Source organism: Actinomadura geliboluensis (assembly GCF_043197915.1).
Classification (GTDB): Bacteria; Actinomycetota; Actinomycetes; order Streptosporangiales; family Streptosporangiaceae; genus Spirillospora; species Spirillospora geliboluensis.
This window is the reverse complement of record NZ_JBICUA010000001.1, coordinates 371,580-396,135: the sequence shown is the minus strand read 5'-3', so window position 1 is coordinate 396,135 and position 24,556 is coordinate 371,580. Positions and strand designations below refer to the sequence as shown.

Genomic DNA, 24,556 nt, shown 5'->3' with positions numbered 1-24,556 from the left:
GGAACCCCGCATGGTGATCGGCTGGAAGCTGCACGGCGACGGACGCACGCCGCCGCCCGGGGAGGTCGTCCGGCCGGACGAGCGGCTGTCGTGGCCGCGGACCGCCGGCATCGGCGCGCAGCACGTGGTGGCGATGTTCGGCGCCACGTTCGTGTTCCCCGTGGTGATGGGGCTGGACCCCAACCTCGCGATCATGATGTCCGGGGTCGCGACGGTGCTGTTCCTGCTGATCGTCGGCGGCCGGGTGCCGAGCTACCTCGGCACGAGCGCCTCGTTCGTCGGCGCGGTCGCGGCGATCCGCGCGGCGGGCGGCGACAGCGCGACCGTGACCGGCGCGATCCTCGTCGCGGGCGCGGTGCTCGCGCTGATCGGCGTGCTGATCCACTTCGCCGGCGGCGAGGTCATCCACCGGGTGTTCCCGCCGGTGGTGACGGGCGCCGTGGTCATGCTGATCGGCTTCAACCTGGCCCCGGTGGTCGCCACCGTCTACTGGCCGCAGGACCAGTGGGTCGCGCTGGCGACGCTGGGGTTCGCCGTCCTGGCCGCGGTGCTGCTGCGCGGGTTCTGGGCGCGGATCACGATCCTGCTGGCGCTCGTGTTCGGGTACGCCCTTTCGTGGATTCTCGACAAGACCGCCGGCATGGTCACGTCAGTCCTTCCCGGGCAGAACCTGCTGGACGGGGCGGGCAAGGCGTGCCCGGCGGAGGGCCCGTACTGCGTCGCCACCGCGTTCCCGCACGAGCGGGTCGACTTCTCGGGCGTGAAGGCCGCCGACTGGTTCGGGTTCCCGAGCCTGCACGGCCCCGACTTCAAGACCTCCGCGATCCTGCTGGCGCTGCCCGCGGTCATCGCGCTGATCGCGGAGAACACCGGGCACGTCAAGGCGGTGTCGGCGATGACCGGCGACGACCTGAACCCCGTCCTCGGCCGCGCGATCACCGCGGACGGCATCGGCACCACCCTCGCCAGCGCGGTCGGCGGCTCGCCCACCACCACCTACGCCGAGAACATCGGCGTCATGGCCGCGACCCGGATCTACTCGACGGCCGCCTACTACGTCGCCGCGATCGTGGCGGTGCTGTTCGGGCTGTGCCCCAAGTTCGGCGCGCTCGTCGCCGCGACGCCGGGCGGCGTCCTCGGCGGCATCACCGTCGTGCTGTACGGGATGATCGGGCTGCTCGGCGCGAAGATCTGGATCGAGAACCGGGTCGACTTCGCCGACCCGGTCAACCTCGTCCCGGTCGCCGCCGCGATCATCCTGGCGATCGGGAACGTGACGCTGCAGATCACCGACGACTTCCCGCTCCAGGGCATCGCGCTCGGCACGATCGCCGTCCTGGTCGGGTACCACGTCCTCAACGTGCTGCGCAGACCGGACGACTCGGGCGGCGGCGTCATCGCGCCCGCGGAGAAGGAGATCGGCGGCCCGGTCCGCCCGGCCCCGAACACGCCGGCCCCGAACACGGACGCGGGCTGACACGTGAAGCCGCCGCCGTTCGGCTACCACGCGCCCGGCACGGTCGCCGAGGCCCTGGACGCGCTGGCCGCCGCGCCGGGCGGCAAGGTCCTCGCGGGCGGCCAGAGCCTCATCCCGCTGCTGAACATGAGGCTCGCCGCGCCGTCCGACCTGGTCGACATCAACCGGATCGCCGAGCTCGACACCCTGCGGGCGGAGGACGGCGGCGTCCGGGTCGGCGCGCTCGCCCGGCACGCGCGGGTGGAGCGGTCGGCGGAGGCGGCGGCCGTCCAGCCGCTGCTCGGGCAGGCGCTCCGCCATGTCGCGCACCCCGTGATCCGCAACCGGGGCACGGTCGTCGGCAGCCTCGCGCACGCCGACCCCGCCGCCGAGCTGCCCGCCGTGCTGGCCGTCCTCGGCGGGACGGTCGAGGCGGTGTCGGCGGCGGGGCGCCGGACCATCCCGGCCGCCGGGTTCTTCGCGGGCCCGCTGGAGTCGGCGCTGGCGCCGGGCGAGCTGGCCGTCTCCGCGTTCTTCCCGGCGGCGCCGCCCCGCACGGGCACCGCGTTCACCGAGACGGCGCGGCGGCACGGCGACTACGCGCTCGCCGGGGTCGCCGCCGTCGTCACCCTCGACGGGGACCTGCGTGTCGCCGCGGCCCGCGCCGGGTACCTCGGCATCGCGGCGACCCCGCTGGTGTTCGACCTGACCGGCGCGGCCGGGCCGGACGGCGACTGGGCGGCCGCCGCCGCGCACGTCCGCGACCGGATCGACCCGGAACCCGACATCCACGCCGGCGCCGACTACCGGCGGCACCTGACCGGCGTGCTCACCGAGCGGGCGCTGCGCGCGGCGGCGTCCGAGGCGTTGCTGAAGGCGGAGGCGCCGCGGAAGGCGGGGGACTGATGGAGGAGCGCTTCGACGTCGCGCTGACCGTCAACGGCACGCACCGCACGGCCAGCGTCCCGGCCCGGCGGCTGCTGTCGGACCTGCTGCGGCACGACCTCGGGCTGACCGGCACGCACGTCGGCTGCGAGCACGGCGTCTGCGGCTGCTGCACCGTCCTGCTGGACGGGGAGCCGGTGCGGTCGTGCCTGATGTTCGCCGTCACCGCCGCCGGGCACGAGGTCACCACCGTCGAGGGCCTCGCCGCCGAGGACGGCACGCCGTCGCCGGTGCAGCGCGCCTTCCGCGAATGCCACGGCCTGCAGTGCGGCTTCTGCACGCCCGGCTTCCTCTGCACGGTCACGGCGCTGCTGCGGGAGACGCCGCGCCCGACCGAGGAGCAGGTCCTCGAAGGGATCTCGGGGAACCTGTGCCGCTGCACCGGCTACCAGAACATCGTCAAGTCGGTGCACCGCGCCGCCGAGCTGCTCGCTCCGTCCGCCGAAGAAGGGGAGTCGTGAATGGGCACGCGCGTGTTCGGTGAACGGGTCGAGCGCCGCGAGGACGCCCGGCTCACCACGGGCCAGGGCCGCTACCTCGACGACCTCGGCCGGAACGCGCTCGCGGCGGCGTTCGTCCGGTCGCCGCACGCGCACGCCCGCATCACCGACATCGACGTGTCCGGCGCGCTCGACGTGGACGGCCTCGTCGCCGTCTACACCTGGGAGGACCTGCCGGGCCGGATCGGCGAGCCGCTGCCGCTGCTCATCCCGCACCCCGCGCTCACGCACGGCCGCACCGGGTACCCGCTCGCGCGCGACGTCGTCCGGCACGTCGGCGAGCCCGTCGCCATGGTCGTCGCCCGCGACCGCTACCTGGCCGAGGACGCCGCCGAGCGCATCCGCGTCGAGTACGAGCCGCTGCCCGCCGTCGTCGGCATCGAGGCGGCGACCCGCGCCGACCACCTCGTGCACGACGACGTGCCGGGCAACGTCGGGGCCGTCCTCGTCCAGGAGAACGGCGACGCCCGCGCCGCGATCGACGCCGCGCCGCACGTGCTGGAGTTCGGCCTCGCCATCGAGCGCAGCGCGTCCATGCCGCTGGAGGGGCGCGGCGTCTACGCGCGGTGGGACGCCGACGACGGGTCGCTGCGCGTGTACTCGTCCACGCAGGCGTCCACCAGCGTGCGCGCCGCGATCGCCGCGCGGCTCGGGCTGCCGAACGGCAAGGTCGAGGTGGTCGCGCCGGACGTCGGCGGCGGGTTCGGCGTGAAGATCGTCCACCCGTGGCCGGAGGAGGTCCTCGTCCCGTGGGCGGCGCGGCTGCTGGACCGCGAGATCAAGTGGACCGAGGACCGGCGGGAGCACTTCGTGTCCGCCGCGCACGAGCGCGGCCAGCTCCAGGACGTGCGGGTCGGGTTCGACGGCGACGGCCGCGTCCTCGGCCTCGACGTGCGGATCCGGCACGACCACGGCGCCTACACCCCGTACGGGATCATCATCCCGATCGTCACCTCCACCCAGCTCCTCGGCCCGTACAAGATCGGCGCCTACCGGGCGGAGGTCGTCAGCCTCTACACCAACACGCTGATCGTCACCCCGTACCGGGGCGCGGGCCGCCCGCAGGGCGTGTTCTGCATGGAGCGGACGATGGACCGCATCGCCCGCCACCTCGGCCGCGACCGCGCCGACGTGCGCGCCGCGAACTTCATCCGGCCCGACGAGTTCCCCTACGACCAGGGCCTCACCTTCCAGGACGGGCGCCCGCTCGTCTACGACTCGGGCGACTACCCCGAGCTGCTCCGCAAGGCGCGCGACCTGATCGGCTGGGACGGCTTCGAGCGGGAGCGCGCCGCCGCCGCGGCCCGGGGCCGCCGGGTCGGCATCGGCCTCGGCGTCTACGTCGAGGGGACGGGCGTCGGCCCGTACGAGGGCGGCCACGTCGAGATCGACACCGCCGGGCGGGTGCACGTGTCGACCGGCCTCACCTCGCAGGGGCAGGGCCACGAGACGGTGTTCGCGCAGATCGCCGCCGCCGAGCTGGGCGTCCCCATCGAGGACGTGCACGTCACCACCGGCGACACCCGGCGGTTCGGGTACGCGGTCGGGACGTTCGCGTCCCGCGCGGCGGTGATGAGCGGCAACGCGATCGCGCTGGCCTGCCGGAAGGTCCGTGGGAAGGCGCTGCGCATCGCGGGGGAGGCACTGGAGGCCGACCCGCGCGACCTCGACATCACCGACGGGGTCGTGCACGTGCGGGGCGACCGGTCGGCGTCGGTCCCGCTGCGGACGGTCGCGGTGCTGTCGAACCCGCTGCGGTACGCCTTCGACGCGGAGGCCGCGGCGGCGACGCAGTTCGCGGTGGGCGGCCCGGTCACCGAGCCGCCGGTCGCGGCCGGGGACGAGCCGGGGCTGGAGGGGCGCGACTACTACTCGCCCGTCCGGTCGACGTTCGCGGCCGGCGCGCACGCGGCCGTGGTGGAGGTCGACCCGGACACCGCCGAGATCGCGATCCTGCGGTACGCGGTCGTGCACGACTGCGGGCGGCTCATCAACCCGATGGTGGTCGAGGGGCAGATCCACGGCGGCGTCGCGCAGGGCATCGGCGGGGCGCTGTACGAGCGGATGGTCTACGACGAGTCGGGGCAGCTGCTGAACGCGTCGTTCATGGACTTCCTGATGCCGTACGCGACGGAGATCCCGCGCATCGAGACCGACCATCTGGAGACGCCGTCGCCGCTGAACCCGCTCGGCATCAAGGGCGCGGGGGAGGCGGGCGTCATCCCGGTGTCGGCGGTGATCGCGTCGGCGGTGGAGGACGCGGAGGGCGTACGCGTGGACGCGATGCCGCTGTCCCCGGACGCCCTCTACTCGCTGCGGCGGCGCGCCGAGGGCGACGCGTCGCTGCGCGTCCGCGAGGGCGTGCGGGCGGGCTGACGCCGCCCCGGGGACGGCTGATGCTGGCGGGACCGGCTCGGGAAGCGGGGGACCTCGGCCCCGCCAGCGAGTTGACCCTAGTCAAGGACCTCCTGGGCCCTCGCCGTAACCGGGATTCCTCCGGGAAGGTCGGAAATCAGCAGTCGGGGATCAGCCGTGGGCGGGCGTCTCGGCGACGTTTCCGCCGAGCGACTTCGGCAGGTAGTTCTCCACGGCCGCGGGCCGGAACCCGGCCTGCTTGATCCAGCCGAGGATCATCTGGAACTCCTGGGCGAGGCCCTTGCGGTAGTGCATCAGGATGATGTCGCCCGGCTTGAACCCCTTGCCGCCGTCACCGCGCGCGAACCCGTTGAACCCGACGCCGGGGCCGGTCGTCCCGTTGTAGAACTCCGCGGACCACAGCAGCACCGACTTGATGCCGCACTGCTTGGCGACCTGCAGCGTGGTCTGGTTGTAGCTGCCGAACGGCGGCCGGAAGACCTCGGGCCGGCGGCCGTACTGCGCCTGGATGGCGTCGGAGGCGCCGCAGATCTCCTTCTTCTGCGCCTCGGCGCCGAGCGTCGCCATGTTGGGGTGGCTGATCGTGTGGTTCTCCATCGGCGACCCGGCGTTGCGCATCGCCCAGAAGTACTGGCCCTGCCCCTTGATGTAGGTGGAGGTCAGAAACGTCATGATCGGAACCTTCTCCTTGCGGACGAGGTTCACGAACTCCGAGTCGTAGGTGTAGCCGTCGTCGATGGTGAGGAAGACGACGCGCTCCTGCGTCTCGATGCGGCTGATGACCGCCGGCAGGCCGTTGGCGGCCGGTTTCGGCATCGTCCAGCTGCCGGGCTTCGGCGTCGGCCACCGCTGGTCGCCGAGGACCGCGGCGAGCTGCGTCCGGGTGGACGGTCCGGAGTCGCCGGCCTGCGCGGTGACGACGGGCCATCCGCCCGCGGCCACGCCGAGCACTCCGGCGGCCACCATGGCGATCACGGGCGTCTTCCCTCGCATCGGCCGCGTACTCCGTTCAGTGGGGGGTGGTGGATGTCGCATCGGTTGACGCGCGGCGAACGGCCGGGGTTCGCACCCGACCGGAACCTGCCGGACATATACGATCATTTCCGGGGCCCGTCAGGGTGCATTGCCCAATCGTCGGCGTGTACTCGGCAGATGTTGCCGTTCGGCGCCGCCGCCGCGTTCTCTACAGTCGGGACATGCAGCTGAACGGCAGTGCCGGCGTCGCCGCGCCGCTCGACCGCGTCTGGGACGCCCTCCAGGACCCGGCCGTCCTCGCCCGCACGATCCCGGGGTGCCGCTCCCTGGAGGAGACGGGCCCCGGCACGTACCGGATGACGGTCACCGCGGGCGTCGCGTCCATCCAGGGCACCTACGTGGGCCAGGTCGAGCTCGCCGAACCCGACCCGCCGCGCTCGTTCGTGCTGAGGGCGCGCGGCCAGGGCGCGCCGGGCACGGTCGACGCGACCGTCCGCGTCCGGCTGTCGGACGGCGACGGCGCGACCCGCATCGACTACGACGCCGAGGCGGTCGTCGGCGGGATGGTCGGCGGCGTCGGGCAGCGGATGCTCGGCAGCGTCGCCAAGCGCACCGCGGGCGAGTTCTTCGCCGCCGTCGAACGCGACCTCACCGCGCCCGCCCCGGCCGCCGCTCCCGGCGCCGCCCCGGCGCCCGCCGAGGTCCCGGCGGGCACCGGCACGGTCTACGCGGGACGCGCCGCGGCGGCGCCGGAGCGGGCGTCCGCGGCGTGGCCGATGACGGCGGCGTTCGGCGCCGGCGGAGCGGTCGCCCTCGCCGGCGTCGCGCTCGGCTACCTGCTCGGCCGCCGCGCGCGCCGCTGAGCCGCGCTCTCCTAGCTGACGGCGACCAGGTCGACGACGAAGATGAGCGTCTCGCCCGGCTTGATCGCCGGGCTCGGGCTGCGGTCGCCGTAGGCCAGGTGCGGCGGGATGACGAGCTTGCGGCGCCCGCCGACCTTCATGCCCTCGATGCCCATGTCCCAGCCCTTGATGACGCGGCCGGAACCGAGCTCGAAGTCCAGCGTCGAACCCCGGTTCCAGGACGCGTCGAACTCCTCGCCGGTGGACCAGGACACGCCCACGTAGTGCATCGACACCTGCGACCCCTTGGCCGCGGCGGGGCCGTCGCCCTCGGTGATGTCGGTGATGTCGAGGTACTGCGGCGGCTGTCCCTCGGGGAAGTCGATCTCGGGGCGTTCAAGCGCCATGAAAGGGCTCCAGCATTTGTCGTCCGATGGAAAATGCTCAGCCTAGCCCCACGCGCCTTCACGAAAGAACGACGCGCCCGTTGGCAGATTGCGACGGTTTCCCTGGTGGCCGCCGTCCGGTAGACCCTTCACCATGGCGAGGCGGCTGCGGATCGGGATCGACACGGGCGGGACGTTCACCGACGTCGTCGCGCTGGACGAGGGCGGCGGGCTCACCACCACCAAGACCCCGTCCACGCCCGCCGACCCGGCCGAGGGCTTCGCGGCCGGCGTCGCGAAGGTGCTGCGGCTGCTCGGCGCCGGGCCCGAGGACGTCGCGGCGCTCTCGCACGGCACCACGGTCGCGACCAACCGGCTCCTCGAAGACCGGATCGACGACCTCGGGTTCATCACCACCGAGGGGTTCGAGCCGGTCCTGGAGATCGCGCGGCAGAGCGTCCCGGACGGCTACGGCAACAGCTACTTCTGGGTGAAGCCGCCCCGGATCGTCCCCGTGCACCGGGTGCGGGCGGTCGGCGGGCGGCTCGACCACACCGGCGCGGAGATCCGCCCGTTCGACGAGGCGTCGGCGGTCGCGGCGGCCCGCTGGTTCCGCGAGCAGGGGATCCGCGCGATCGGCGTGTGCTTCCTGCACTCCTACGCCGACCCGTCGCACGAGCTGGCGATGCGGGACGTCCTGCGCCGCGAGCACCCGGACGCCGTCGTGTCGCTGTCGTGCGAGGTGCTGCGCGAGTACCGCGAGTACGAGCGGTCGGTGACGACCCTCGTGGACGCCGCCGTCAAGCCCGCGATGAACGGCTACCTCGCCCGCATCGCCGAGCGCGTCGCGTCCCGCCTGCTGGTGATGAAGAGCAACGGCGGCGTCCTGTCGGCCGACGAGGTCGCCCGGCAGCCCATCACGACGGTGCTCTCGGGCCCGGCGGCGGGCGCGCTCGGCGCGGCGTTCGTCGTCGCGCACAGCGGGCACGGCTCGGTCGTGACCCTGGACGGCGGCGGCACGTCCACCGACGTCGCCGTGGTGCTGGACGGCGAGCCGACCCTCACCACCGAGGGCGCCATCGGCCGCCACCCGGTCAAGATCCCGATGATCGACATCGTGACGGTCGGCGCGGGCGGCGGCTCGGTCGCGTGGCGCTCGCCCGAGGGCGCGCTGAAGGTCGGCCCGCGCAGCGCGGGCGCCGACCCCGGCCCGCTCTGCTACGGGCGCGGCGGCACCGAGGCGACGGTGACCGACGCGCACGCCGTCCTCGGCCGCATCCCGCCGCACCTGCTCGGCGGCGAGGTCCCCCTGGACGTGGACGCGGCCCGCGCCGGGCTCGGCGCACTCGCCGCCGACCTCGGCCTCCCGCTCGAACGCGCCGCCGCCGGCATCCTGGAGATCTCGGCGTGGAACCAGGCGAACGCGATCCGGCAGATCACCGTGAAGCGGGGCCTGGACGTCCGCGACTACCCGCTCGTCGCGTTCGGCGGCTCGGGGCCGCTGCTCGCCTGCCGGCTGCTGGACGTGCTCGGCCTGCCCGCCGCCGTCGTCCCGGAGAACCCCGGCAACCTCTCCGCGTTCGGCCTGCTCACCGTGGACGCGAAGAACGACTACGTGCGGACGCGGGTCGTCCGCGACGCCGAACTCGACTCCGCGCTCCTGCGCGACGGCTACACCGCCCTGGAGGCCGAGGCGTCCGCCGCGCTGGCCCGCGAGGGCTTCCCGGAGGGCGACCGCCGCTTCGCCCGCTCCGCCGACCTGCGCTACTACGGGCAGGCGTTCGAGGTGCGGGTGCCCGCGCCCGCCGGGACCCCCGGCGAGGCGTTCCGCGCGGAGGTCGTCCGCCGGTTCCACGACGCCCACGAGGCCCTCTACGGCTACTGCTACCGCGACGACCCCCGCCATCCGGTCGAGTGGGTCAACCTGCGCGTCTCCGGCATCGGCCCGATCGAGCGCCCGCGCCTGGCCGAGCGCCCGCCGGGCGACGGCGACCCGTCCCGCGCCCGGACCGGCACCCGGCGGGTCCACTTCGACTCCTGGCAGGAGACGCCGATCTACCGCAGGGAGAAACTCGCCCCCGGCGACCAGATCGCGGGGCCGGCGATCATCGAGGAGTTCGGCTCCACCGTCCCGCTGCATCCCGGCTTCACCGCGCGGCTCGACGGCTACGGCAACCTGGTGGTGACGCGATGACCGACCCGATCCTGCTGGAGATCGTCGAGGGCACCCTCGCCTCGGTCGAGCGCGAGGTGGAGACGGCGATCGCCCGCACCGCCCGCTCCCCGATGATCCGCGACGCGCACGACTTCCGCGCCGGCATCCACGACCGCCGCCTCCGCAAGCTCACCGGCCGCTCCTACTCGGCGCTCGTCCAGCCGATCGCGCGCGACTTCCCCCTCGGCGGCATGCGTCCGGGCGACGTGTTCTTCCACAACGACGTGTACCTCTCCGAAGGCGGCATCGGCCACCTTCCGGACCTGTGCGTCACGGTGCCGGTGTTCCACCAGGACGAGGTCGTCGCGTTCGTCCAGGCGTTCGGCCACCACGACGACATCGGCGGCGCCGTCCCCGGCTCGATGCCGAGCCACGCCCGCAGCGCGTTCGAGGAGGGCCTGATGGTCCCGCCGATCAAGCTGTGGGACCGGGGCGTCCCGAACGAGGCCGCCCTCGCCATCATGACCCGCAACTCGCGGATGCCCGACTCCCTCGCCGGCGACCTCGACGCCGAGTGCTCGGCCTGCCTGATGGGCGCCCGCCGGCTCGGCGAGCTGTTCGCCCGCTACGGCCGCGCCGCCGTCGAGGACTGCTTCGACGCGATCATCGACCGCACCACCGAGACGTTCCGCCGCGAACTCCTCGCCAAGATCCCGGACGGCACGTTCACCTGGGAGGACTACGCCGAGCACGACGGCGTCGACCCGCCCCGCCTGCACGCCCAGCGCATCACCCTCACCGTCGACAAGGCGGCCGCCGTCCCCCTCGTCATCGACTTCACCGGCACCTCGCCCCAGGCCAAGGGCCCCATCAACCACGCGGGCGACTACGCCGACGGCGTCTTCCTGAAGAAGTGGCTGGCGCCCGTCCTGCGGAACCTGGCCGACACCCCCGAGCGCGCCGCCGAACTCGACGTCAACGAGGGCGTCGTCCCCCTCATCGAGATGCGCTTCCCCGAGAAGGGCACCCTCCTCACGCCCGTCTTCCCGGCCCCGACCAACGCCCGCACGTTCGTCATCCTGCGGCTCCTCGGCGTCCTCGCGGGCGTCCTGGCGAAGGCCACGAACGGCCGGATGCCCGCCGACCAGGAGACGATCCGCTACACCGGCGTCTACGGCGAGGACGACCGCGGCCCGTACCTCATGCGCGAGGTCCTCGGCGGCGGCTCCGGCGGCCGCTACTACGCCGACGGCGAGGACACCATCCACGTCGTGCCCGACTCCCGCAACATCCCCGCCGAGTTCGCCGAGGCCCGCTGGCCGTTCATCGTCGAGCGCCTCGGACTCGCCACCGACTCCGGCGGCCCGGGGGAGCACCGGGGCGGCCTCGGCTACGACAAGCACATCCGCATGCTCCGCGACGCCCACTACATGTCGATCGCCGACCGCTCGATCCTGTCCTGCTGGGGCGTCAACGGCGGCCGCGCCGGACGCCCCTTCCGCGTCGACATCGACGGCGAGGAGATGGACGGCCTCGTCGACGACCACCCGGTCAAGGCGGGCCAGACGATCCGCATCCGGACGACCGGAGGCGGCGGCTGGGGCGACCCCCTGAACCGCGACCCGTCCCGCGTGGCCGCCGACGTCCGCGACGGCAAGGTCTCCCTCGAAGGTGCCCGCGAGGACTACGGCGTCGTCCTCCGGGACGGCACGGTCGACGACGAGGCCACCGCAGCCCTGCGCGCGCGCCTGCGCGCCGACCGCGGCCCCGTCCCGTTCTTCGACCGAGGCCCCGGCTACCCGCGCCTCGCCGACGGTGCCGCTTCCGCCGACGTCGACACCCTCGACTGAACGCTCGGCTAAGGGCCGATGAACGGCTGCAGGGCGGTCTGGTAATCCGTCATCGGGGGGTAGGTCTCAGCCCTCAGCACGTCGTTGTGGGGCGGTGGGCCGTAGACGAACTTGGCGGGGGCGCACTCGCCGACCTTGGCGCGGCCCGTCAGCATCCGCCGTCCGACGAGGCGGCCGGTGCGGGCCTCGTAGACGTCGAGCCGGTGGCGGCCCTGGTAGGACTCGGTGCTCAGGCCGCCCTCGTACAGGCACCACTGGATCGGCTTGTCCGAGACGCGGCCCGCCGGGTAGCTGCACGCCACCAGCTCCACCTCGTCCGGCGCGGGCCGCTTCGCGCCCTCGCCCGTGGTCGCGTACTGCGGACGGCCCGCTCCCTCGCGGAAGAACACCAGCGGATGCGGGCCCGCCCCATCATGCTTCGCGGCCCGCTCGAAGGGACGGTCCTGGCGCCAGCACAGCCGGGCGAGGTCCTGCAGCTGCTCCGGCCGTTCCCCGAGGACGGCGCGGACGAGCCACGGCTGCACGATCCAGCCCACCAGCACGAGCACCGCCATGCCCGCCGCCCCGACCACCAGCCGCGGACGGAGCGACGCCCGCACCGGCCCCCGGCGCTCCACGGCCCTGCCCAGATCCCGGGACGCGTTCACCGGGCCGACGAACACGGACCGCTCTTCGGCGCCGTCCGTCCATGCCAGCCGCACGACCCGCCGCTTCGGGCCCCAGTCGGGCGTCGTCAGCGAATCCCACGGGACGGCGGTGGAGGCGTCCCGCGCCCACACCAGCAGACCGTCCTCGCAAACGGCGAACCGGTGCCGCGGCCCGTCCACCGGCCCGCAGCGGACCCAGCAGGCCAGGCCCGCCCACACCAGCGCGGGCAGCAGCAGGACGAACCGCCAGTCGAAGGCGGCGGCCACGCCCGCCGCCATGGCGAAGCCGAAGACCCAGGGGACGAGGTCGGTCCAGTCGGGCCGGCCGCGGTGCTGCCGGTGCACGCGCCGCACGGCGCCCAGCCCCGCCTCGGCGGCCCGCCCCGACATCGCACGACGCAACCGCCTCACCGCTCGGGTTCGCGGCCGGTGGCTGGGCTCCAGAGATCCGTGCCGAGTATCATCGGCCCGGCTCGGCCCGCAGCTCGGCGAGCCGTTCCGCCGCGCCCCGGTGCCCCTTCTCGGCCGCCTTGGCGAGCCACGCCTCGCCGTCCCGGAGGTCGCCCGCCTCCAGCTTCACGCGCCCCAGGTTGGCCATCCCGTCGACGTTGCCGGTGTCGGCGGCGCGCCGGAACCACCGCTCGGCGTCCGCATGCTCGCCTTGGAGGACATGCTGGACGGCGAGGTTGTTCATCGCGATGTCGACACCGGCTTCGGCCGCGCGCCGGTACCAGGCCATGGCCTCCTCACGCCGGCCGGTGCGGCTGAGGAGCGACCCCAGGTTGTTCATCGCCAGCGCGTGACCCGCTTCGGCCGCCCGGCGGTACCAGCGCTCCGCCTCGTCCGGCTCCGGCACGGACCGCCCCAGCTCGTACATCGCCCACAAGTCACCGGTCAGGGCGGCTCGCTCAAGCCACGTCCGGGCGTCGCCGTCCTCCCCGGCCTCCCAGGCGAGCCACACCATGCACTTGACCGCGGCGAGGTCGCCCTCCTCGCCGGACGGACGGAAGTACTGCCTGGCCGCCTCGACCATCCCGAACTGGGCCAGCCGCGCACACCACAGGGACGCGGCGTCCTCGTCGTCCTCTGCCGCCGCCTGCGGCAGCGCTATCTTCGCCGCCGGACCGATCCCGTGCGCAAGGCCGTCACCGCTCATGACGCCAAGCTACCGACCGAGATCACACGGTCATACCGATTTCGCCAGACCCGTCCGCTCCGCTTGGGGCCGACCGAGTCACGCCGCCGTCGGCCCGGCTCCGGATCCCGCTCAGGACGGCGTCGAGCAGCCGGTCGAACTGCGCCGCGGAGCCGAAGTCGTCCTGCAGCGGCGCGAGGGCGGCCATCGTCGGATACTCGGCCGGGTCCATGGCGGGCATGTCGGCGGGCCCGTCGGGGCCGCGGTCGCGGCGGTGACTAAAGGGCGGGCTTGGTGGCGCGGAGGGAGTACATCAGGGGGACGCGGGGGTGGCCCTCCGGGAGGCGGTAGGTGGTGCCGTGGCGTTCCAAGATGGAGAACCGCTGCCAGAGCGTGTAGTCGTGCTCGTGAAGGAAATCGATGCGCAGGCCCTTGGTGGTCAGGGCCGTCACCACTTCGCCCAGGCCGTGGACGAACTCGATCGAGCGGGTGTGCTGGACCGGGGCCTGCGGGTCGGCGTAGCTGCCCATGTCCGGCTCGTCCCAGATCTGGGGGCCGTCGGCGAAGTAGTCATAGGTGAGCGTGCGGCCTTCGCGGTCGTCGAGTGTGTCGGCGAACGGGTGGAACTCCGCCAGGTACAGGAACCCGCCCGGCTCCAGCAGTGACGCCACGACTCCGGCCCAGCGGTCGATGTCGGGGAGCCAGCACAGGGCGCCGAGGCCCGTGTAGACGATGTCGTAGGTCTCGCCGAGGACCGCCGGCGCGTCGTAGACGTCGGCCACGGCGAAGCGCGCCGTGAGACCTGTTTCGTCCGCCACCCTGCGGGCGGCCTCGATGGCCTTCTCGGAGAAGTCCAGGCCGGTCACGTGCGCGCCCCGGCGGGCCCAGGAGAGGGTGTCGAGCCCGAAGTGGCACTGCAGGTGGACGAGCCGCCGCCCCGTGACGTCTCCGACCTCGGCCGTCTCGAAGTCGCGCAGGGCCTGGCCGCCGGCCTTGAACCCGGCCACGTCGTAGAAGTCGCTGGCCAGGTGAATCGGCACCCGTTCATCCCAGAGCGCCTTGTTCGTCGCCAGATGGTCGGCATCCGTCATGGCCAGAGCATAGGGCGCACTGATCACCCCTTGAGGGGGTAGAGGATTTGCTACACTCCCACTCGTCGACGAGGAATGGGAGATCCGCGTCACGAACGAGTTCCTCAGCTGGATCGGCGGGTTGGAGGAGCGCTCAAAGGCCCAGGTCCTCGGCCAGTCGACCGACTGGCCGAGGACGGCCAGGGCTTGGACGCCCCCTCGTCGATCGCCTGGAGGGTTCCGAGATCCACAACCTGAAGGAACTGCGTCCGGGCTCGGCGGGACGATCAGAGATTCGCATCTTGTTCGTCTTCGATCCGTGGCGATCGGCGATCCTGCTCGTCGGCGGGGACAAGTCGGGCGATTGGTCGGGCTGGTACCGGCGGGCGATACCGCGCGCCGAAGAGCTGTACGTCGACTACCTGAAGGAGCGAGAGGGCGAGGAGGGACTGTCGCGATGACGAATTTTCCCAAGTGGAGCGATGTGCGGGCCGACGTCGTCGAGGGCGCCGGCGGTGAGCGGGGCGTGGCCGAGGCGCGCAAGCGCAACCAGGCGTACATCGATGGGCACCGCCTCGCGGAGAGGCGCAAGGCCATCGGCCTGTCCCAGAAGGAGGTGGCCGACCGGATGGGCGTGACCAAGAGCCGCGTGTCCCAGATCGAGCGAGGCGAGGTCTCCACCGTCGAGGCCATTGCCCGGTATGTCCAGGCCATCGGTGGTGAGCTTCAGATCTCGGCCGTCTTCGGGGACGACATGTACGTCCTGCGCGGCACCGATACTCACGCCGCGTAGCGGGGCCGGTGTGCGTTCGCCATGGTCGCGAGCGTGAATCGGCCGTGGGGTCAGTGGGTGGTGAAGCGGTGGGGGGTGAAGGTGGTGCCGTCTATGTGGAGGTCGCAGCGGGGTTTTGTGTCGTCCTTGGTGAAGAACTCGGTTTCGCGGGCGGCCCATTGTTCCCAGGCGTCGGCGTACTCGACGCCGTCGCGGGCTAGGGCGCGGGCCTGGCGGACGTCGTAAGGCGCGTCGATCCAGATGCGGTAGGCGGCGGGGGAGTCGGCCCAGGCGGAGCCGACGCCCTCGACGATGAGGACGGGCGGCGGCGGGATCTCCTCCTCGGGGCCGTAACCGTCGCGGTGCCAGTCGTAGCGGCGGAGCCGGGCCGGGCGTCCCGCGCAGAGAGGGTCGAGGACGGCCGCGCGCAGCGGTTGCCACCAGGTGAGCGGGTCGGCGTCCCATGGGACGCGGAAGTCGTCGGAGCGGACGATCGGCGCGCCCACCAGGGCCTCCGCGAGGTGGCCGGCGAACGTCGACTTCCCGGCGCCGCTCGGGCCGTCCACCGCGACCAGGCGCGCCGGGCCGCAGGACGGCGGCAGGACGAGCAGGCGCGCGGCGAGCGCGGGGTAGGTCATCGCGGAAGGCGGCACGGACGGCATACTTCCAGGTGCCGTACCCGCGAAGGAGGACGTCCTTGCCCGGACCGCTCGAAGGCGTCGTGATCGTCGACCTCAGCCGCGTGGTGGCGGGCCCGCAGGCCACCATGGCGCTCGCCGACCTCGGCGCCCGGGTCATCAAGGTGGAGCATCCCGGCGGCGGCGACGAGACCCGCGGGTGGGGGCCGCCGTTCGCGGGGGACGAGCAGGTCAGCACCTACTACCTGTCGATCAACCGGAACAAGGAGTCGGTCACCCTCGACCTGAAGTCGCAGGAGGGCGCCGGCGTCCTGGCCCGGCTGGTGCGGCACGCCGACGTGCTGGTGGAGAACTTCCGGCCCGGGGTGCTCGACCGGCTCGGGTTCCCCGTGGAGCGGCTGCACGAGCTGAACCCCGGCCTGGTCGTCCTGTCCATCACCGGGTTCGGGCACGGCGGGCCCGAGGGCGGGCGGCCCGGCTACGACGCGATCGTGCAGGGCGAGGCGGGGATCATGAGCGTGACCGGGCCGCCCGGCACGCCCAGCAAGGTCGGTCTCTCGATCGCCGACATCCTCGCGGCGCACAACGGGGTCGCCGGGGTGCTGGCCGCGCTGTACGAGCGCACGAGGACCGGGCGCGGGACGGTCGTGCGCACGTCGCTGCTGGCGTCGGTGGTCGGCGCGCACATGTTCCAGGGCACGCGGTGGACGGTCGCGCGCGACGCGCCGGAGTCGGTCGGCAACGACCACCCGTCCATCGCCCCGTACGGGACGTTCCGCTGCAAGGACGGGCAGATCCAGATCGGCGTCGCCAACCAGGGCCTGTGGCGCCGGTTCGCGCCGCTCGCCGGGCTCGACCCGGACGACCCGCGCTACGCCACGATCCCGGACCGGGCGGCCCGGCGTGCGGAGTTGACCGCCGACATCGAGCGCGCGCTGGCGGCCGACACGCGGGACGCGTGGCTCGCGCGGCTGGACGAGGCGGGCGTCCCCGCCGGGGCGATCCGGTCGATCGACGAGGTCTACGAGTGGTCGCAGACCCGGTCGCAGGGCCTGGTCATCGAGGTCGACCATCCGCAGCTCGGCCGGATCGAGCTGCCCGGCCCGCCGCTGCGGTTCGACGGGGCGCCGCCGCGCGAGCACACCGCGCCGCCGCTGCTCGGCGAGCACAACGACGCGGTCCTGGCCTGGCTGGAGGAGAAGGAGAGGGGCGAATGATGGACCTGCTCGGCGAGACCGGCGGGCCGGTGCGCGTCGCGGGCCGGGAGCTGGCGCGGGACGAGCTGCTCGGCCGGGCGTCCGCGGTCGCCGCGGAGATCCGGGGCGCGGACGCCGTGGCCGTGCACGCCACGGCGTCGCTGGAGACGGTCGCGGCGGTCGTCGGGGGCCTCCTCGCGGGCGTCCCGGTGGTGCCGCTGCCGCCCGACTCCGGGCCCGCCGAGCGCGCCCACATCCTCGGCGACTCGGGGGCGAGCATGATCCTCGCCGCCGGGGGCACGGAGCCCGCGCCGGGCGAGCCGCCCCTGGTTCCGGTCGACCGGCTGCCGCGCGGCGGAAGCGGCGGCGGCGCCGTCCCCGCCGACGCGACCGCGCTGATCCTCTACACCAGCGGGACGACGGGCGCGCCGAAGGGCGTGCTCATCTCGCGGAGCGCGATCGCCGCCGGGCTGGACGCGCTCGCCGAGGCGTGGGCGTGGACGCCCGGCGACGTGCTCGTCCACGGGCTGCCCCTGTTCCACGTGCACGGCCTGGTCCTCGGGGTGCTCGGGGCGCTGCGGGTGGGGTCGCCGCTCGTCCACACGGGACGTCCCAAGCCGGAGCTGTACGCGGCGGCCGCGCAGGACGACGGCGGCAGCCTGTTCTTCGGCGTCCCCACGGTGTGGTCGCGGACGGCGGCCGATCCCGCGACCGCCGAGGCGCTCCGCGGGGCGCGGCTCCTCGTCTCGGGCAGCGCGCCCCTGCCCGTGCCCGTCTTCGAGCGGCTCTCCGAGCTCACCGGGCACCGGCCTGTCGAGCGGTACGGCATGACCGAGACCCTCATCACGGTCAGCGCGCGCGCCGACGGTGACAGGCGCCCCGGTTATGTCGGCATGCCGCTGCCCGGCGTCGAGACCCGCCTGGTCGCCGAGGACGGCAGCGCCGTCCCGCACGACGGGGAGGCGCCCGGCGAGCTGCACGTCCGCGCGCCGCTGCTGTTCAAGGGCTACCTCAACCGGCCCGAGGCCACCGCGGAGTCGTTCGCGCCGGACGGCTGGTTCCGCACCGGCGACATCGCGACCATCGGCCCGGACGGCTGGCACCGCATCGTCGGCCGCGCGTCCACCGACCTCATCAAGAGCGGCGGGTACCGGATCGGCGCGGGGGAGATCGAGAACGCACTGCTCGCGCATCCCGCGGTCCGGGAGGCGGCCGTCGTCGGCACCCCGCACGACGACCTCGGCGAGCAGGTCACCGCCTACGTCGTCGCCGACGGCGTCGGCGCGGACCAGCTCATCGGGTTCGTCGCCGAGCGGCTGTCGGTGCACAAGCGGCCCCGCGTCGTCCACCTGGTGGACGCGCTGCCGCGCAACGCCATGGGCAAGGTCGTGAAGACCCGCCTCGGCGAGCTCTAGGGCAGCACCTCCGCCAGGACGGGCCGCACGAGGCCGCGCGCGAACGACTCCGGCAGGTCGGGGCCGTCCTCGCCTTCGGCGAAGTAGTGCAGGAACCCCTGCTGGAAGCACGCCCCCATGAGCAGCGCCGCCACCGCCTGCGCGTCCGCGCCGGCGGCGACGCGGCCGAGGCCGCGTTCGGCGTCCAGGTACCGGGCGAGCGCCCGCACCGGCTCCTGCGGCCCCGCCCCGTACTTGCGCAGCGACTCGCGGGTGGCGTTCAGCAGCGCGGGCTGCGCCGCCATCGACGCCATCATCGGGAACGCCCGCCGGTAGAAGCGCAGCGCGCCGTGGACGACCGCGACGAGGTTCGACTCCACGGTGCCCCTGCCGGGGACGGCCATCGAGGCGAACGGCGGCATCCGCTCCTTCAGCACGCTCAGCATCAGCTCCTCCTTGTCGCGGAAGTGCTTGTAGAGCAGTGCCTCGGAGTAGCCGGACGCCTTCGCGATCTCCTTGGTGGTGGCGCGGGCGACGCCGTGCCGCCGCATGAGGTCCGCCGCGGCGTCCAGGATCCGTTCCCGCGCGCTCAATAGGGCCCCCTTGACAGGTGAGTGAACGCTCACCACGATAGAGGTTAGTAAATACTCACTCACCACAGGGGGCGACCATGAGGATCACCATCTTCGGGGCGACCGGAGCCACCGGCCGGCTCACCGTCCGGCGGGCGCTGGACGCCGGGCACCACGTCACCGCCGTCGTCCGCGACCCGGCGCGGCTGCCGTCCGAGCTGCGCTCCTGCGCGGAGGTCGTCCAGGCCGACGTCATGGACCCGGCCGCGATCGAGGAGGCGGTCAAGGGCGCCGACGCCGTCGTGTCCGCCCTCGGCACCCGCGAGGGCCGCGCCCCGACCAGCGTCTGCGCGGACGGCGCCCGCAGCGTCCTCGCCGCCATGGACGCCGCGGGCGCCGACCGGTTCCTGCTGGTCAGCGCGTCCGGGCTGCACGCCGGGCCGGGCGACGACCCGCTCACCCGGTTCGTCGTCAAACCGCTCGTCCTGCAGCCGCTCCTCAAGCACGCGTTCGCCGACATGCGCGCCGCCGAGCGCCTGGTCCGCGCGTCGGGGACCCGCTGGACGATCGTCCGCCCGCCCCGCCTCACCAACGGCCCCGGCAACGGCCGCTACCGCAGGGCGGTCGAGCGCAACGTACTCGGCGGCGCCTCCATCGCCCGCGCCGACCTCGCCATCGCCCTGCTCGACCAGCTCGCCGACGACTCCACCGTCGGCCGCGTCGTCAGCGTCGCGAGCTGAGAGACGTGACACCTGTCATGCCGATCGCCTGACAGGCGCCGCCGGAACCGGTGACAGCGGCTCCTACCGGCCGCCGCGCGCGGCCGCGAGGCTGGGACGCATGGACGATCCAGCCATCACCGCCACCGGCCTCCGCCAGCGGTACGGGGACTTCGAGGCCGTCGCCGGCATCTCGTTCGACGTCGGCGCGGGCGAGCTGTTCGCCCTCCTCGGCACCAACGGCGCCGGCAAGACGACCACGCTCGAAACCCTGGAGGGGCACCGGCCCGCCCACGCGGGCACGGTCCGGGTGCTCGGGCACGACCCGTACCGGGAGCGCCGCGCCGTGCGCCCGCGCATCGGCATCATGCTCCAGGACGGCGGCTTCTTCACCGACCTCACCGTCGCCGAGACCGTCGAGCACTGGCGCGGCTTCACCCCGGCGGCGCGGCCCAAGGACGAGGCCATCGCCATCTCCGGGCTCGCCGCCAAGGCCGACGTGCGGGTGCGGCAGCTGTCCGGCGGCCAGAAGCGCCGCCTCGACCTCGCCCTCGCGCTGCTCGGCCGCCCCCAGGTCATCTTCCTGGACGAGCCCACCACCGGCATGGACCCCGAGGCCAGGCAGGCCACCTGGGCGACCGTCCGCGGCCTGGTGGCGGACGGCACGACCGTCCTGCTCACCACCCACTACCTGGAGGAGGCCGAGCACCTCGCCGACCGCCTCGCCATCATGCACCGGGGCCGGATCGAGACGTCCGGGACGGTCGGCGAGGTCGTCGCCGGGCACGGCGACCGCATCCGCTTCCGCGTCCCCGACAGCCTCCAGGTCGCCGAACTGCCCGACCTGCGCGGCGCCCGCGCCGCCATCACCGTCGACGGCGGCCGCACCGTCGCCTCCTACACCGTCACCGACACCGGCCTCCAGGCGGGCCTGTACGACCTGCTGCGCTGGGCCGACGACCAGCGCGTCCGGCTCGACGGCCTGGAGGCGCGCAGCGCCTCCCTCGAAGACGTCTTCCTCCGCACCGCCGAAGGAGCGGCCCGATGAACCCGTCCGCCCTGCTCAGCGTCGCCCGCCTCGACGCCACCCTGCTCTGGCGCAACCGGACGGCGATGTTCACCGTCTTCGGCCTGCCGGTGCTGTTCGCCGCGATGCTCGTCCCGATGAAGGGCCAGGAGATCGGCGGCGTGGACGGCGCCCTCCTCCAGGGCACCGGCCACCTCGGGTTCTTCCTCGTCTTCGCCGTGTTCATGAACCTCGTCAACGTGTTCACCGCCCGCCGCGAGGACCGCACGCTCAAGCGGCTGCGCGGCACCGCGCTCTCGGACGCCGAGATCACCGGCGGCAGCGTGCTGACCGCGACCGCCATGTACGCCGTGCAGGCCCTCGCGCTGCTGGTCGCGCTGGGCGCCGCGTTCGGCGGCCGGTTCCCCGCCGACCCGGTGCTGCTGCTCGCCGGGCTCGCCGGCGGCGCCGCCGTCTTCGCGCTGCTCGCCTTCGCCGTCTCCGGCCTCACCCCGAACGCGGAGCTGGCGCAGCTCACCGTGCTGCCGATCATGTTCGGCTGCATGCTCGGCGGCGGCGTGATGTTCCCGCTGGAGGAGCTGCCCGGCTGGCTCCAGCAGGTGTGCCGGGCCGTCCCGCTCAACCCGGTCGTGGAGATCGTCCGGACCGGGTACTTCGGGCGGGACTTCGTCCACCACGGCGCCCCGCACCCGTCCCTCGGCATCGTCGAGGGGTGGGCGGCCTGCGTGCGGCCGTTCCTCTACCTGGTCGTCTGGGGCGTCCTCGGCCGCGCCCTCGCCGCCCGCTGGTTCCGGTGGGAGCCGCGGCACGCCTGACCGGCGTCTACGCTGCGTTGAGAGGAGGAACGGCACATGACGGTCGCCACCACGGCGGATCTCGAAGAACAGGACACCCGCAGGCTGGAGCGCTACCGGCGGGTCACCTACCGCTCGTTCATGTTCGCCGCCGTGGGCTTCGCCGCGCCGCTCGTCGCCGGGCTCGGCTCCGCCTACGCCGGCGGCGACGTGGGCGCCCCCGTCGCCGCCGCCGTGCTCGCCGGGTTCGGCGTGCTCGTCTGGTACTACCACCGGCTCGTCCGGACGGGCCTGGAGGGCGGCGCGTCCCGCCGCGACATCGCCGGCGGCGGCGCCGTCGCCGCCGCGCTGAGCCTGATGCTCCTCGTGAGCCCCTGGTTCACCATCGTCCCGGTCTTCTGGCTCTCCGCCGTCGTCCTGACGCCGATGGGCCGTAGCCGCGTCGCCGCCCTCTGCGCGGCCACCGGCGCGTACAGCGGCGCGGTCTCCACCGTCGCCGCCGACCGCCTCGACACGCACGGGTCGCTGCCCTGGTACGCGGTCTTCCCGATGCTGTTCGCGCTCTACACCGCGGTCTGCGGCGTGGTCGCGTTCGTCAACATCTACCAGCGCCGCATGTGGGACATGCACCGCGAGACCCACGCGGCCCGCGACGCCCTCGCCCGGCTCGCCGTCACCGAGGAGCGGCTCCGCTTCTCCCGCGACCTGCACGACCTGCTCGGCCACAGCCTGTCGCTCATCGCGGTGAAGAGCGAGCTGGCGATGCGGATGGCCGGCACCGACCCCGAGCGGGCCGGCGCCGAGATGGCCGACGTCCGGCACGCCGCGCGGGAGGCGCTGCGCGAGGTGCGGGCCGCCGTCAGCGGGTACCGCGCCGTCGAGCTGGACGCCGAGCTGGCCGGGGTCCGGGCCGTGCTGGAGGCCGCCGGGGTCCGCTGCGAGGCCGGCGCCCCGCCGGACGGGCTGCCGTCCGAGGTCCGCTCCGTACTCGCCTGGGTGATCCGCGAGGGCGCCACCAACGTGATCAAGCACAGCGAGGCGCGCCGCTGCACGATCTCGATCACCGCCTACGGCGGGTCCGTGGTGCTGGAGATGCTGAACGACGGCGCCCGCGCGGCCGACGGGCCGGGCGGCTCGGGCCTGACCGGGCTCGCCGAGCGCGCGGCCGTGCTCGGCGGCGAGGTCGCCTTCGGGCGGCGCGGCCGCGACGGGTTCCTGCTGCGTGCGGCCGTCCCGCTGCCCGAGCCCGGCGACGGTGACGGCGCCGTGCCCGCCGCGGCGCCCGCCGGGAGGGGAGCGTGATCCGCGTCCTGCTCGCCGACGACGAGCACCTCATCCGCGGCGCCGTCGCCGCGCTCCTCGGCCTGGAGGCCGACCTGGAGGTCGTCGCCGAGGTCGGCCGCGGCGACGAGGTCGCCGCCGCCGTCGCCGCGCACGACCCGGACGTCGCCGTCCTCGACATCGAGATGCCGGGCGCGGACGGCCTCTCCGTCGCCGAGGACCTGCACGCCGCCGGCGCCCGCTGCGCGGTGTGCATCCTCACGAGCTTCGGCCGCCCCGGCTACCTGCGCCGCGCCATGGCCGCCGGGGTCCGCGGCTTCGTCGCCAAGGACGCCCCCACGCAGGAGCTCGCCGCCGCCATCCGCAAGGTCCACGGCGGCGGCCGCTACCTGGACGCCGAGCTCGCCGCCGGCGCCATGGCCGCCGGCGACAACCCGCTCACCGAACGCGAGCGCGAGGTCCTCCGCCTCACCGGCACCGGCGCCGGGACCGCCCGCATCGCCGCCGCCCTGCACCTGTCCGAGGGCACCGTCCGCAACTACCTGTCCACCGCCATGGGCAAGCTCGACGAGTCCAACCGCCTCGCCGCCGTCCGCACCGCCGAGCGGATGGGCTGGATCTGACGCCGTTACCCTGGTCGGCGTGGGTGAGCCTCTCGTAGCGCGCATGCAGGGATTCGGCGAGACGATCTTCGCCGAGATGTCGGCCCTCGCCGTCCGGACCGGGTCGATCAATCTCGGCCAGGGCTTTCCGGACGAGGACGGCCCGGCCGGCGTCCTGGACGCGGCGGTCGAGGCCATCCGCTCGGGCGGGAACCAGTACCCGCCGGGGCCGGGCGTGCCCGAGCTGCGGGAGGCGGTGGCGGCGCAGCGGCTCGGCCGGTACGGGCTGGAGTACGACCCCGCGACCGAGGTGTACGTGACCGTGGGCGCCACCGAGGGCATCGCCGCGTCCGTCCTCGCGCTCGCCGGGCCCGGCGACGAGGTGATCGTCTTCGAGCCGTACTACGACTCCTACGCGGCCGTCGTCGCGCTCGCGGGAGCCGTGCGCAGGCCCGTCACGCTGCGGCCGGTCGAGGGCCGGTTCACCTTCGACCCCGACGAGCTGCGGGCGGCCGTCGGGCCCCGCACGCGCGCGATCCTGGTGAACTCGCCGCACAACCCGGCGGGCACCGTCTTCACGCGGGACGAGCTGGAGGCCATCGCCGGCGTGTGCCGCGAGCACGACCTGGTCGCCATCACCGACGAGGTGTACGAGTACCTCACCTTCGACGACGCCGAGCACATCCCCCTCGCCACGCTCGACGGGATGCGGGAGCGGACGGTGTCGGTGTCGTCGGCCGGCAAGTCGTTCTCCGTCACCGGCTGGAAGACGGGCTGGGTGACCGCGCCCGCGCCGTACGTCCGGGCCGTCCAGACGGTGAAGCAGTTCCTCACCTACGCGGTCAGCGCCCCCTACCAGCGGGCCGCCGCGTACGCGCTGCGCAACGAGATCCCGTGGGTGGAGGAGCTGCGCAAGTCGCTCCAGGGCAAGCGCGACCGGCTCATCACCGGCCTGGAGGCCGCCGGGTTCACCGCGTACCGGCCGCAGGGCACCTACTTCGTGCAGGCCGACATCCGGCCGCTCGGGTTCACCGACGGCATGGAGCTGGCCCGCGCCCTGCCGGAGCGGGCGGGCGTCGTCGCGATCCCGACCCAGGTGTTCTACGACCACGCCGAGGCCGGGGCCCACTTCGTCCGGTTCGCGTTCTGCAAGAAGGACGAGGTCATCGACGAGGCCGTGGAGCGCCTCGCCCGGCTCCGCTGAGAAAACCGCGCCGCCCCTGT

At 73.9% G+C, this 24,556-nt stretch carries 25 protein-coding genes; 17 read left to right on the top strand and 8 right to left on the bottom strand.

What is annotated here, in order from left to right; all coding sequences use genetic code 11:
• The first annotated feature begins 10 nt into the window (after positions 1 to 10).
• The 4 genes from ACGFI1_RS01890 to cutA are packed head-to-tail and all read left to right on the top strand — an operon-like array spanning position 11 to position 5,277.
• Positions 11 to 1,477, top strand: coding sequence for a uracil-xanthine permease family protein (locus ACGFI1_RS01890; RefSeq protein WP_364552125.1), 1,467 nt, complete (start codon positions 11 to 13; stop codon positions 1,475 to 1,477).
• 3 nt (positions 1,478 to 1,480) lie between these two features.
• On the top strand, positions 1,481 to 2,362 hold the full coding sequence (locus ACGFI1_RS01885; protein ID WP_364552123.1) for an FAD binding domain-containing protein: 882 nt from the start codon (positions 1,481 to 1,483) through the stop codon (positions 2,360 to 2,362).
• Complete coding sequence (locus tag ACGFI1_RS01880; protein WP_138637585.1) at positions 2,362 to 2,862, top strand: (2Fe-2S)-binding protein; 501 nt, start codon at positions 2,362 to 2,364, stop codon at positions 2,860 to 2,862. The genes ACGFI1_RS01885 and ACGFI1_RS01880 overlap by 1 nt, the downstream gene beginning before the upstream one ends.
• Positions 2,863 to 5,277 (top strand): aerobic carbon-monoxide dehydrogenase large subunit, encoded by a 2,415-nt coding sequence (gene cutA / locus ACGFI1_RS01875; protein ID WP_392782008.1) that lies wholly within the window; start codon positions 2,863 to 2,865, stop codon positions 5,275 to 5,277.
• A 150-nt stretch (positions 5,278 to 5,427) separates the two neighbouring features.
• Here the strand turns inward: cutA and ACGFI1_RS01870 are convergent, their stop codons facing one another.
• Positions 5,428 to 6,270 (bottom strand): polysaccharide deacetylase family protein, encoded by an 843-nt coding sequence (locus ACGFI1_RS01870; protein ID WP_392782005.1) that lies wholly within the window; start codon positions 6,268 to 6,270, stop codon positions 5,428 to 5,430.
• Between the two features lie 203 nt (positions 6,271 to 6,473).
• Between ACGFI1_RS01870 and ACGFI1_RS01865 the strand changes: the two genes are divergently transcribed.
• On the top strand, positions 6,474 to 7,115 hold the full coding sequence (locus ACGFI1_RS01865; protein WP_387070099.1) for an SRPBCC family protein: 642 nt from the start codon (positions 6,474 to 6,476) through the stop codon (positions 7,113 to 7,115).
• 11 nt (positions 7,116 to 7,126) lie between these two features.
• Here the strand turns inward: ACGFI1_RS01865 and ACGFI1_RS01860 are convergent, their stop codons facing one another.
• On the bottom strand, positions 7,127 to 7,501 hold the full coding sequence (locus ACGFI1_RS01860; RefSeq protein WP_301177096.1) for an FKBP-type peptidyl-prolyl cis-trans isomerase: 375 nt from the start codon (positions 7,499 to 7,501) through the stop codon (positions 7,127 to 7,129).
• Between the two features lie 133 nt (positions 7,502 to 7,634).
• On the opposite strand from ACGFI1_RS01860, the gene ACGFI1_RS01855 reads away from it, so the two are divergent.
• Complete coding sequence (locus ACGFI1_RS01855) at positions 7,635 to 9,674, top strand: hydantoinase/oxoprolinase family protein (RefSeq protein ID WP_392782003.1); 2,040 nt, start codon at positions 7,635 to 7,637, stop codon at positions 9,672 to 9,674.
• Complete coding sequence (locus ACGFI1_RS01850) at positions 9,671 to 11,485, top strand: hydantoinase B/oxoprolinase family protein (RefSeq protein ID WP_387070096.1); 1,815 nt, start codon at positions 9,671 to 9,673, stop codon at positions 11,483 to 11,485. The genes ACGFI1_RS01855 and ACGFI1_RS01850 overlap by 4 nt, the downstream gene beginning before the upstream one ends.
• Positions 11,486 to 11,493: 8 nt before the next feature.
• Here ACGFI1_RS01850 and ACGFI1_RS01845 read toward each other — a convergent pair whose 3' ends face one another.
• The 4 genes from ACGFI1_RS01845 to ACGFI1_RS01830 all read right to left on the bottom strand — a co-directional run bounded on the left by ACGFI1_RS01845 (position 11,494) and on the right by ACGFI1_RS01830 (position 14,358).
• Positions 11,494 to 12,522 (bottom strand): hypothetical protein, encoded by a 1,029-nt coding sequence (locus tag ACGFI1_RS01845; protein WP_392781999.1) that lies wholly within the window; start codon positions 12,520 to 12,522, stop codon positions 11,494 to 11,496.
• 70 nt (positions 12,523 to 12,592) lie between these two features.
• The gene (locus ACGFI1_RS01840; protein ID WP_392781997.1) at positions 12,593 to 13,288 is read right to left on the bottom strand and encodes a tetratricopeptide repeat protein; all 696 of its coding nucleotides are present in this window, start codon (positions 13,286 to 13,288) and stop codon (positions 12,593 to 12,595) included.
• Positions 13,289 to 13,310: 22 nt separating this feature from the next.
• Positions 13,311 to 13,499 (bottom strand): hypothetical protein, encoded by a 189-nt coding sequence (locus ACGFI1_RS01835; protein WP_392781994.1) that lies wholly within the window; start codon positions 13,497 to 13,499, stop codon positions 13,311 to 13,313.
• 46 nt (positions 13,500 to 13,545) lie between these two features.
• Positions 13,546 to 14,358: a class I SAM-dependent methyltransferase gene (locus ACGFI1_RS01830; RefSeq protein WP_392781991.1), complete on the bottom strand. Its 813-nt coding sequence runs from the start codon at positions 14,356 to 14,358 to the stop codon at positions 13,546 to 13,548.
• A 47-nt stretch (positions 14,359 to 14,405) separates the two neighbouring features.
• Here ACGFI1_RS01830 and ACGFI1_RS01825 point away from each other — a divergent pair, with 47 nt between their 5' ends.
• Complete coding sequence (locus tag ACGFI1_RS01825; RefSeq protein WP_392781988.1) at positions 14,406 to 14,798, top strand: type II toxin-antitoxin system RelE/ParE family toxin; 393 nt, start codon at positions 14,406 to 14,408, stop codon at positions 14,796 to 14,798.
• The gene (locus ACGFI1_RS01820) at positions 14,795 to 15,130 is read left to right on the top strand and encodes a helix-turn-helix domain-containing protein (RefSeq protein WP_138639714.1); all 336 of its coding nucleotides are present in this window, start codon (positions 14,795 to 14,797) and stop codon (positions 15,128 to 15,130) included. The genes ACGFI1_RS01825 and ACGFI1_RS01820 overlap by 4 nt, the downstream gene beginning before the upstream one ends.
• Before the next feature lie 50 nt (positions 15,131 to 15,180).
• On the opposite strand, the gene ACGFI1_RS01815 is transcribed toward ACGFI1_RS01820, so the two are convergent.
• On the bottom strand, positions 15,181 to 15,771 hold the full coding sequence (locus tag ACGFI1_RS01815; protein ID WP_392781980.1) for a uridine kinase family protein: 591 nt from the start codon (positions 15,769 to 15,771) through the stop codon (positions 15,181 to 15,183).
• Between the two features lie 35 nt (positions 15,772 to 15,806).
• On the opposite strand from ACGFI1_RS01815, the gene ACGFI1_RS01810 reads away from it, so the two are divergent.
• A complete protein-coding gene (locus ACGFI1_RS01810) occupies positions 15,807 to 16,964 on the top strand; it encodes a CaiB/BaiF CoA transferase family protein (RefSeq protein ID WP_392781977.1) in 1,158 nt (385 codons plus the stop codon).
• On the top strand, positions 16,961 to 18,358 hold the full coding sequence (locus ACGFI1_RS01805; protein WP_392781974.1) for an acyl-CoA synthetase: 1,398 nt from the start codon (positions 16,961 to 16,963) through the stop codon (positions 18,356 to 18,358). The genes ACGFI1_RS01810 and ACGFI1_RS01805 overlap by 4 nt, the downstream gene beginning before the upstream one ends.
• Here ACGFI1_RS01805 and ACGFI1_RS01800 read toward each other — a convergent pair.
• Positions 18,355 to 18,930: a TetR/AcrR family transcriptional regulator gene (locus tag ACGFI1_RS01800; RefSeq protein ID WP_392781971.1), complete on the bottom strand. Its 576-nt coding sequence runs from the start codon at positions 18,928 to 18,930 to the stop codon at positions 18,355 to 18,357. The two genes, ACGFI1_RS01805 and ACGFI1_RS01800, sit on opposite strands and share 4 nt — an antisense overlap.
• A gap of 77 nt (positions 18,931 to 19,007) precedes the next feature.
• On the opposite strand from ACGFI1_RS01800, the gene ACGFI1_RS01795 reads away from it, so the two are divergent.
• From ACGFI1_RS01795 to ACGFI1_RS01770, 6 genes are all read left to right on the top strand, one after another.
• Positions 19,008 to 19,649 (top strand): NAD(P)-dependent oxidoreductase, encoded by a 642-nt coding sequence (locus ACGFI1_RS01795; protein WP_392740760.1) that lies wholly within the window; start codon positions 19,008 to 19,010, stop codon positions 19,647 to 19,649.
• Between the two features lie 100 nt (positions 19,650 to 19,749).
• Positions 19,750 to 20,676: an ABC transporter ATP-binding protein gene (locus ACGFI1_RS01790; RefSeq protein WP_392781968.1), complete on the top strand. Its 927-nt coding sequence runs from the start codon at positions 19,750 to 19,752 to the stop codon at positions 20,674 to 20,676.
• Positions 20,673 to 21,470 (top strand): ABC transporter permease, encoded by a 798-nt coding sequence (locus ACGFI1_RS01785; protein WP_392781965.1) that lies wholly within the window; start codon positions 20,673 to 20,675, stop codon positions 21,468 to 21,470. Before ACGFI1_RS01790 ends, ACGFI1_RS01785 begins: the two co-directional genes overlap by 4 nt.
• A gap of 36 nt (positions 21,471 to 21,506) precedes the next feature.
• Complete coding sequence (locus ACGFI1_RS01780; protein ID WP_392781962.1) at positions 21,507 to 22,751, top strand: sensor histidine kinase; 1,245 nt, start codon at positions 21,507 to 21,509, stop codon at positions 22,749 to 22,751.
• Positions 22,748 to 23,353 (top strand): response regulator transcription factor, encoded by a 606-nt coding sequence (locus tag ACGFI1_RS01775; protein WP_301177108.1) that lies wholly within the window; start codon positions 22,748 to 22,750, stop codon positions 23,351 to 23,353. The genes ACGFI1_RS01780 and ACGFI1_RS01775 overlap by 4 nt, the downstream gene beginning before the upstream one ends.
• A gap of 19 nt (positions 23,354 to 23,372) precedes the next feature.
• Positions 23,373 to 24,536, top strand: a complete 1,164-nt coding sequence (locus ACGFI1_RS01770) for a pyridoxal phosphate-dependent aminotransferase (RefSeq protein ID WP_392781959.1) — start codon at positions 23,373 to 23,375, stop codon at positions 24,534 to 24,536.
• The last annotated feature ends 20 nt before the right edge of the window (positions 24,537 to 24,556 follow it).

Coding starts and splice junctions, on each gene's coding strand:
- ACGFI1_RS01890 (WP_364552125.1), top strand. CDS start 11: ATGGTGATCGGCTGGAAGCTGCACGGCGACGGACGCACGCCGCCGCCC.
- ACGFI1_RS01880 (WP_138637585.1), top strand. CDS start 2,362: ATGGAGGAGCGCTTCGACGTCGCGCTGACCGTCAACGGCACGCACCGC.
- cutA (WP_392782008.1), top strand. CDS start 2,863: ATGGGCACGCGCGTGTTCGGTGAACGGGTCGAGCGCCGCGAGGACGCC.
- ACGFI1_RS01870 (WP_392782005.1), bottom strand. CDS start 6,270: ATGCGAGGGAAGACGCCCGTGATCGCCATGGTGGCCGCCGGAGTGCTC.
- ACGFI1_RS01865 (WP_387070099.1), top strand. CDS start 6,474: ATGCAGCTGAACGGCAGTGCCGGCGTCGCCGCGCCGCTCGACCGCGTC.
- ACGFI1_RS01860 (WP_301177096.1), bottom strand. CDS start 7,501: ATGGCGCTTGAACGCCCCGAGATCGACTTCCCCGAGGGACAGCCGCCG.
- ACGFI1_RS01855 (WP_392782003.1), top strand. CDS start 7,635: ATGGCGAGGCGGCTGCGGATCGGGATCGACACGGGCGGGACGTTCACC.
- ACGFI1_RS01850 (WP_387070096.1), top strand. CDS start 9,671: ATGACCGACCCGATCCTGCTGGAGATCGTCGAGGGCACCCTCGCCTCG.
- ACGFI1_RS01845 (WP_392781999.1), bottom strand. CDS start 12,522: ATGTCGGGGCGGGCCGCCGAGGCGGGGCTGGGCGCCGTGCGGCGCGTG.
- ACGFI1_RS01840 (WP_392781997.1), bottom strand. CDS start 13,288: ATGAGCGGTGACGGCCTTGCGCACGGGATCGGTCCGGCGGCGAAGATA.
- ACGFI1_RS01835 (WP_392781994.1), bottom strand. CDS start 13,499: ATGGACCCGGCCGAGTATCCGACGATGGCCGCCCTCGCGCCGCTGCAG.
- ACGFI1_RS01830 (WP_392781991.1), bottom strand. CDS start 14,358: ATGACGGATGCCGACCATCTGGCGACGAACAAGGCGCTCTGGGATGAA.
- ACGFI1_RS01820 (WP_138639714.1), top strand. CDS start 14,795: ATGACGAATTTTCCCAAGTGGAGCGATGTGCGGGCCGACGTCGTCGAG.
- ACGFI1_RS01815 (WP_392781980.1), bottom strand. CDS start 15,771: ATGCCGTCCGTGCCGCCTTCCGCGATGACCTACCCCGCGCTCGCCGCG.
- ACGFI1_RS01805 (WP_392781974.1), top strand. CDS start 16,961: ATGATGGACCTGCTCGGCGAGACCGGCGGGCCGGTGCGCGTCGCGGGC.
- ACGFI1_RS01795 (WP_392740760.1), top strand. CDS start 19,008: ATGAGGATCACCATCTTCGGGGCGACCGGAGCCACCGGCCGGCTCACC.
- ACGFI1_RS01790 (WP_392781968.1), top strand. CDS start 19,750: ATGGACGATCCAGCCATCACCGCCACCGGCCTCCGCCAGCGGTACGGG.
- ACGFI1_RS01785 (WP_392781965.1), top strand. CDS start 20,673: ATGAACCCGTCCGCCCTGCTCAGCGTCGCCCGCCTCGACGCCACCCTG.
- ACGFI1_RS01780 (WP_392781962.1), top strand. CDS start 21,507: ATGACGGTCGCCACCACGGCGGATCTCGAAGAACAGGACACCCGCAGG.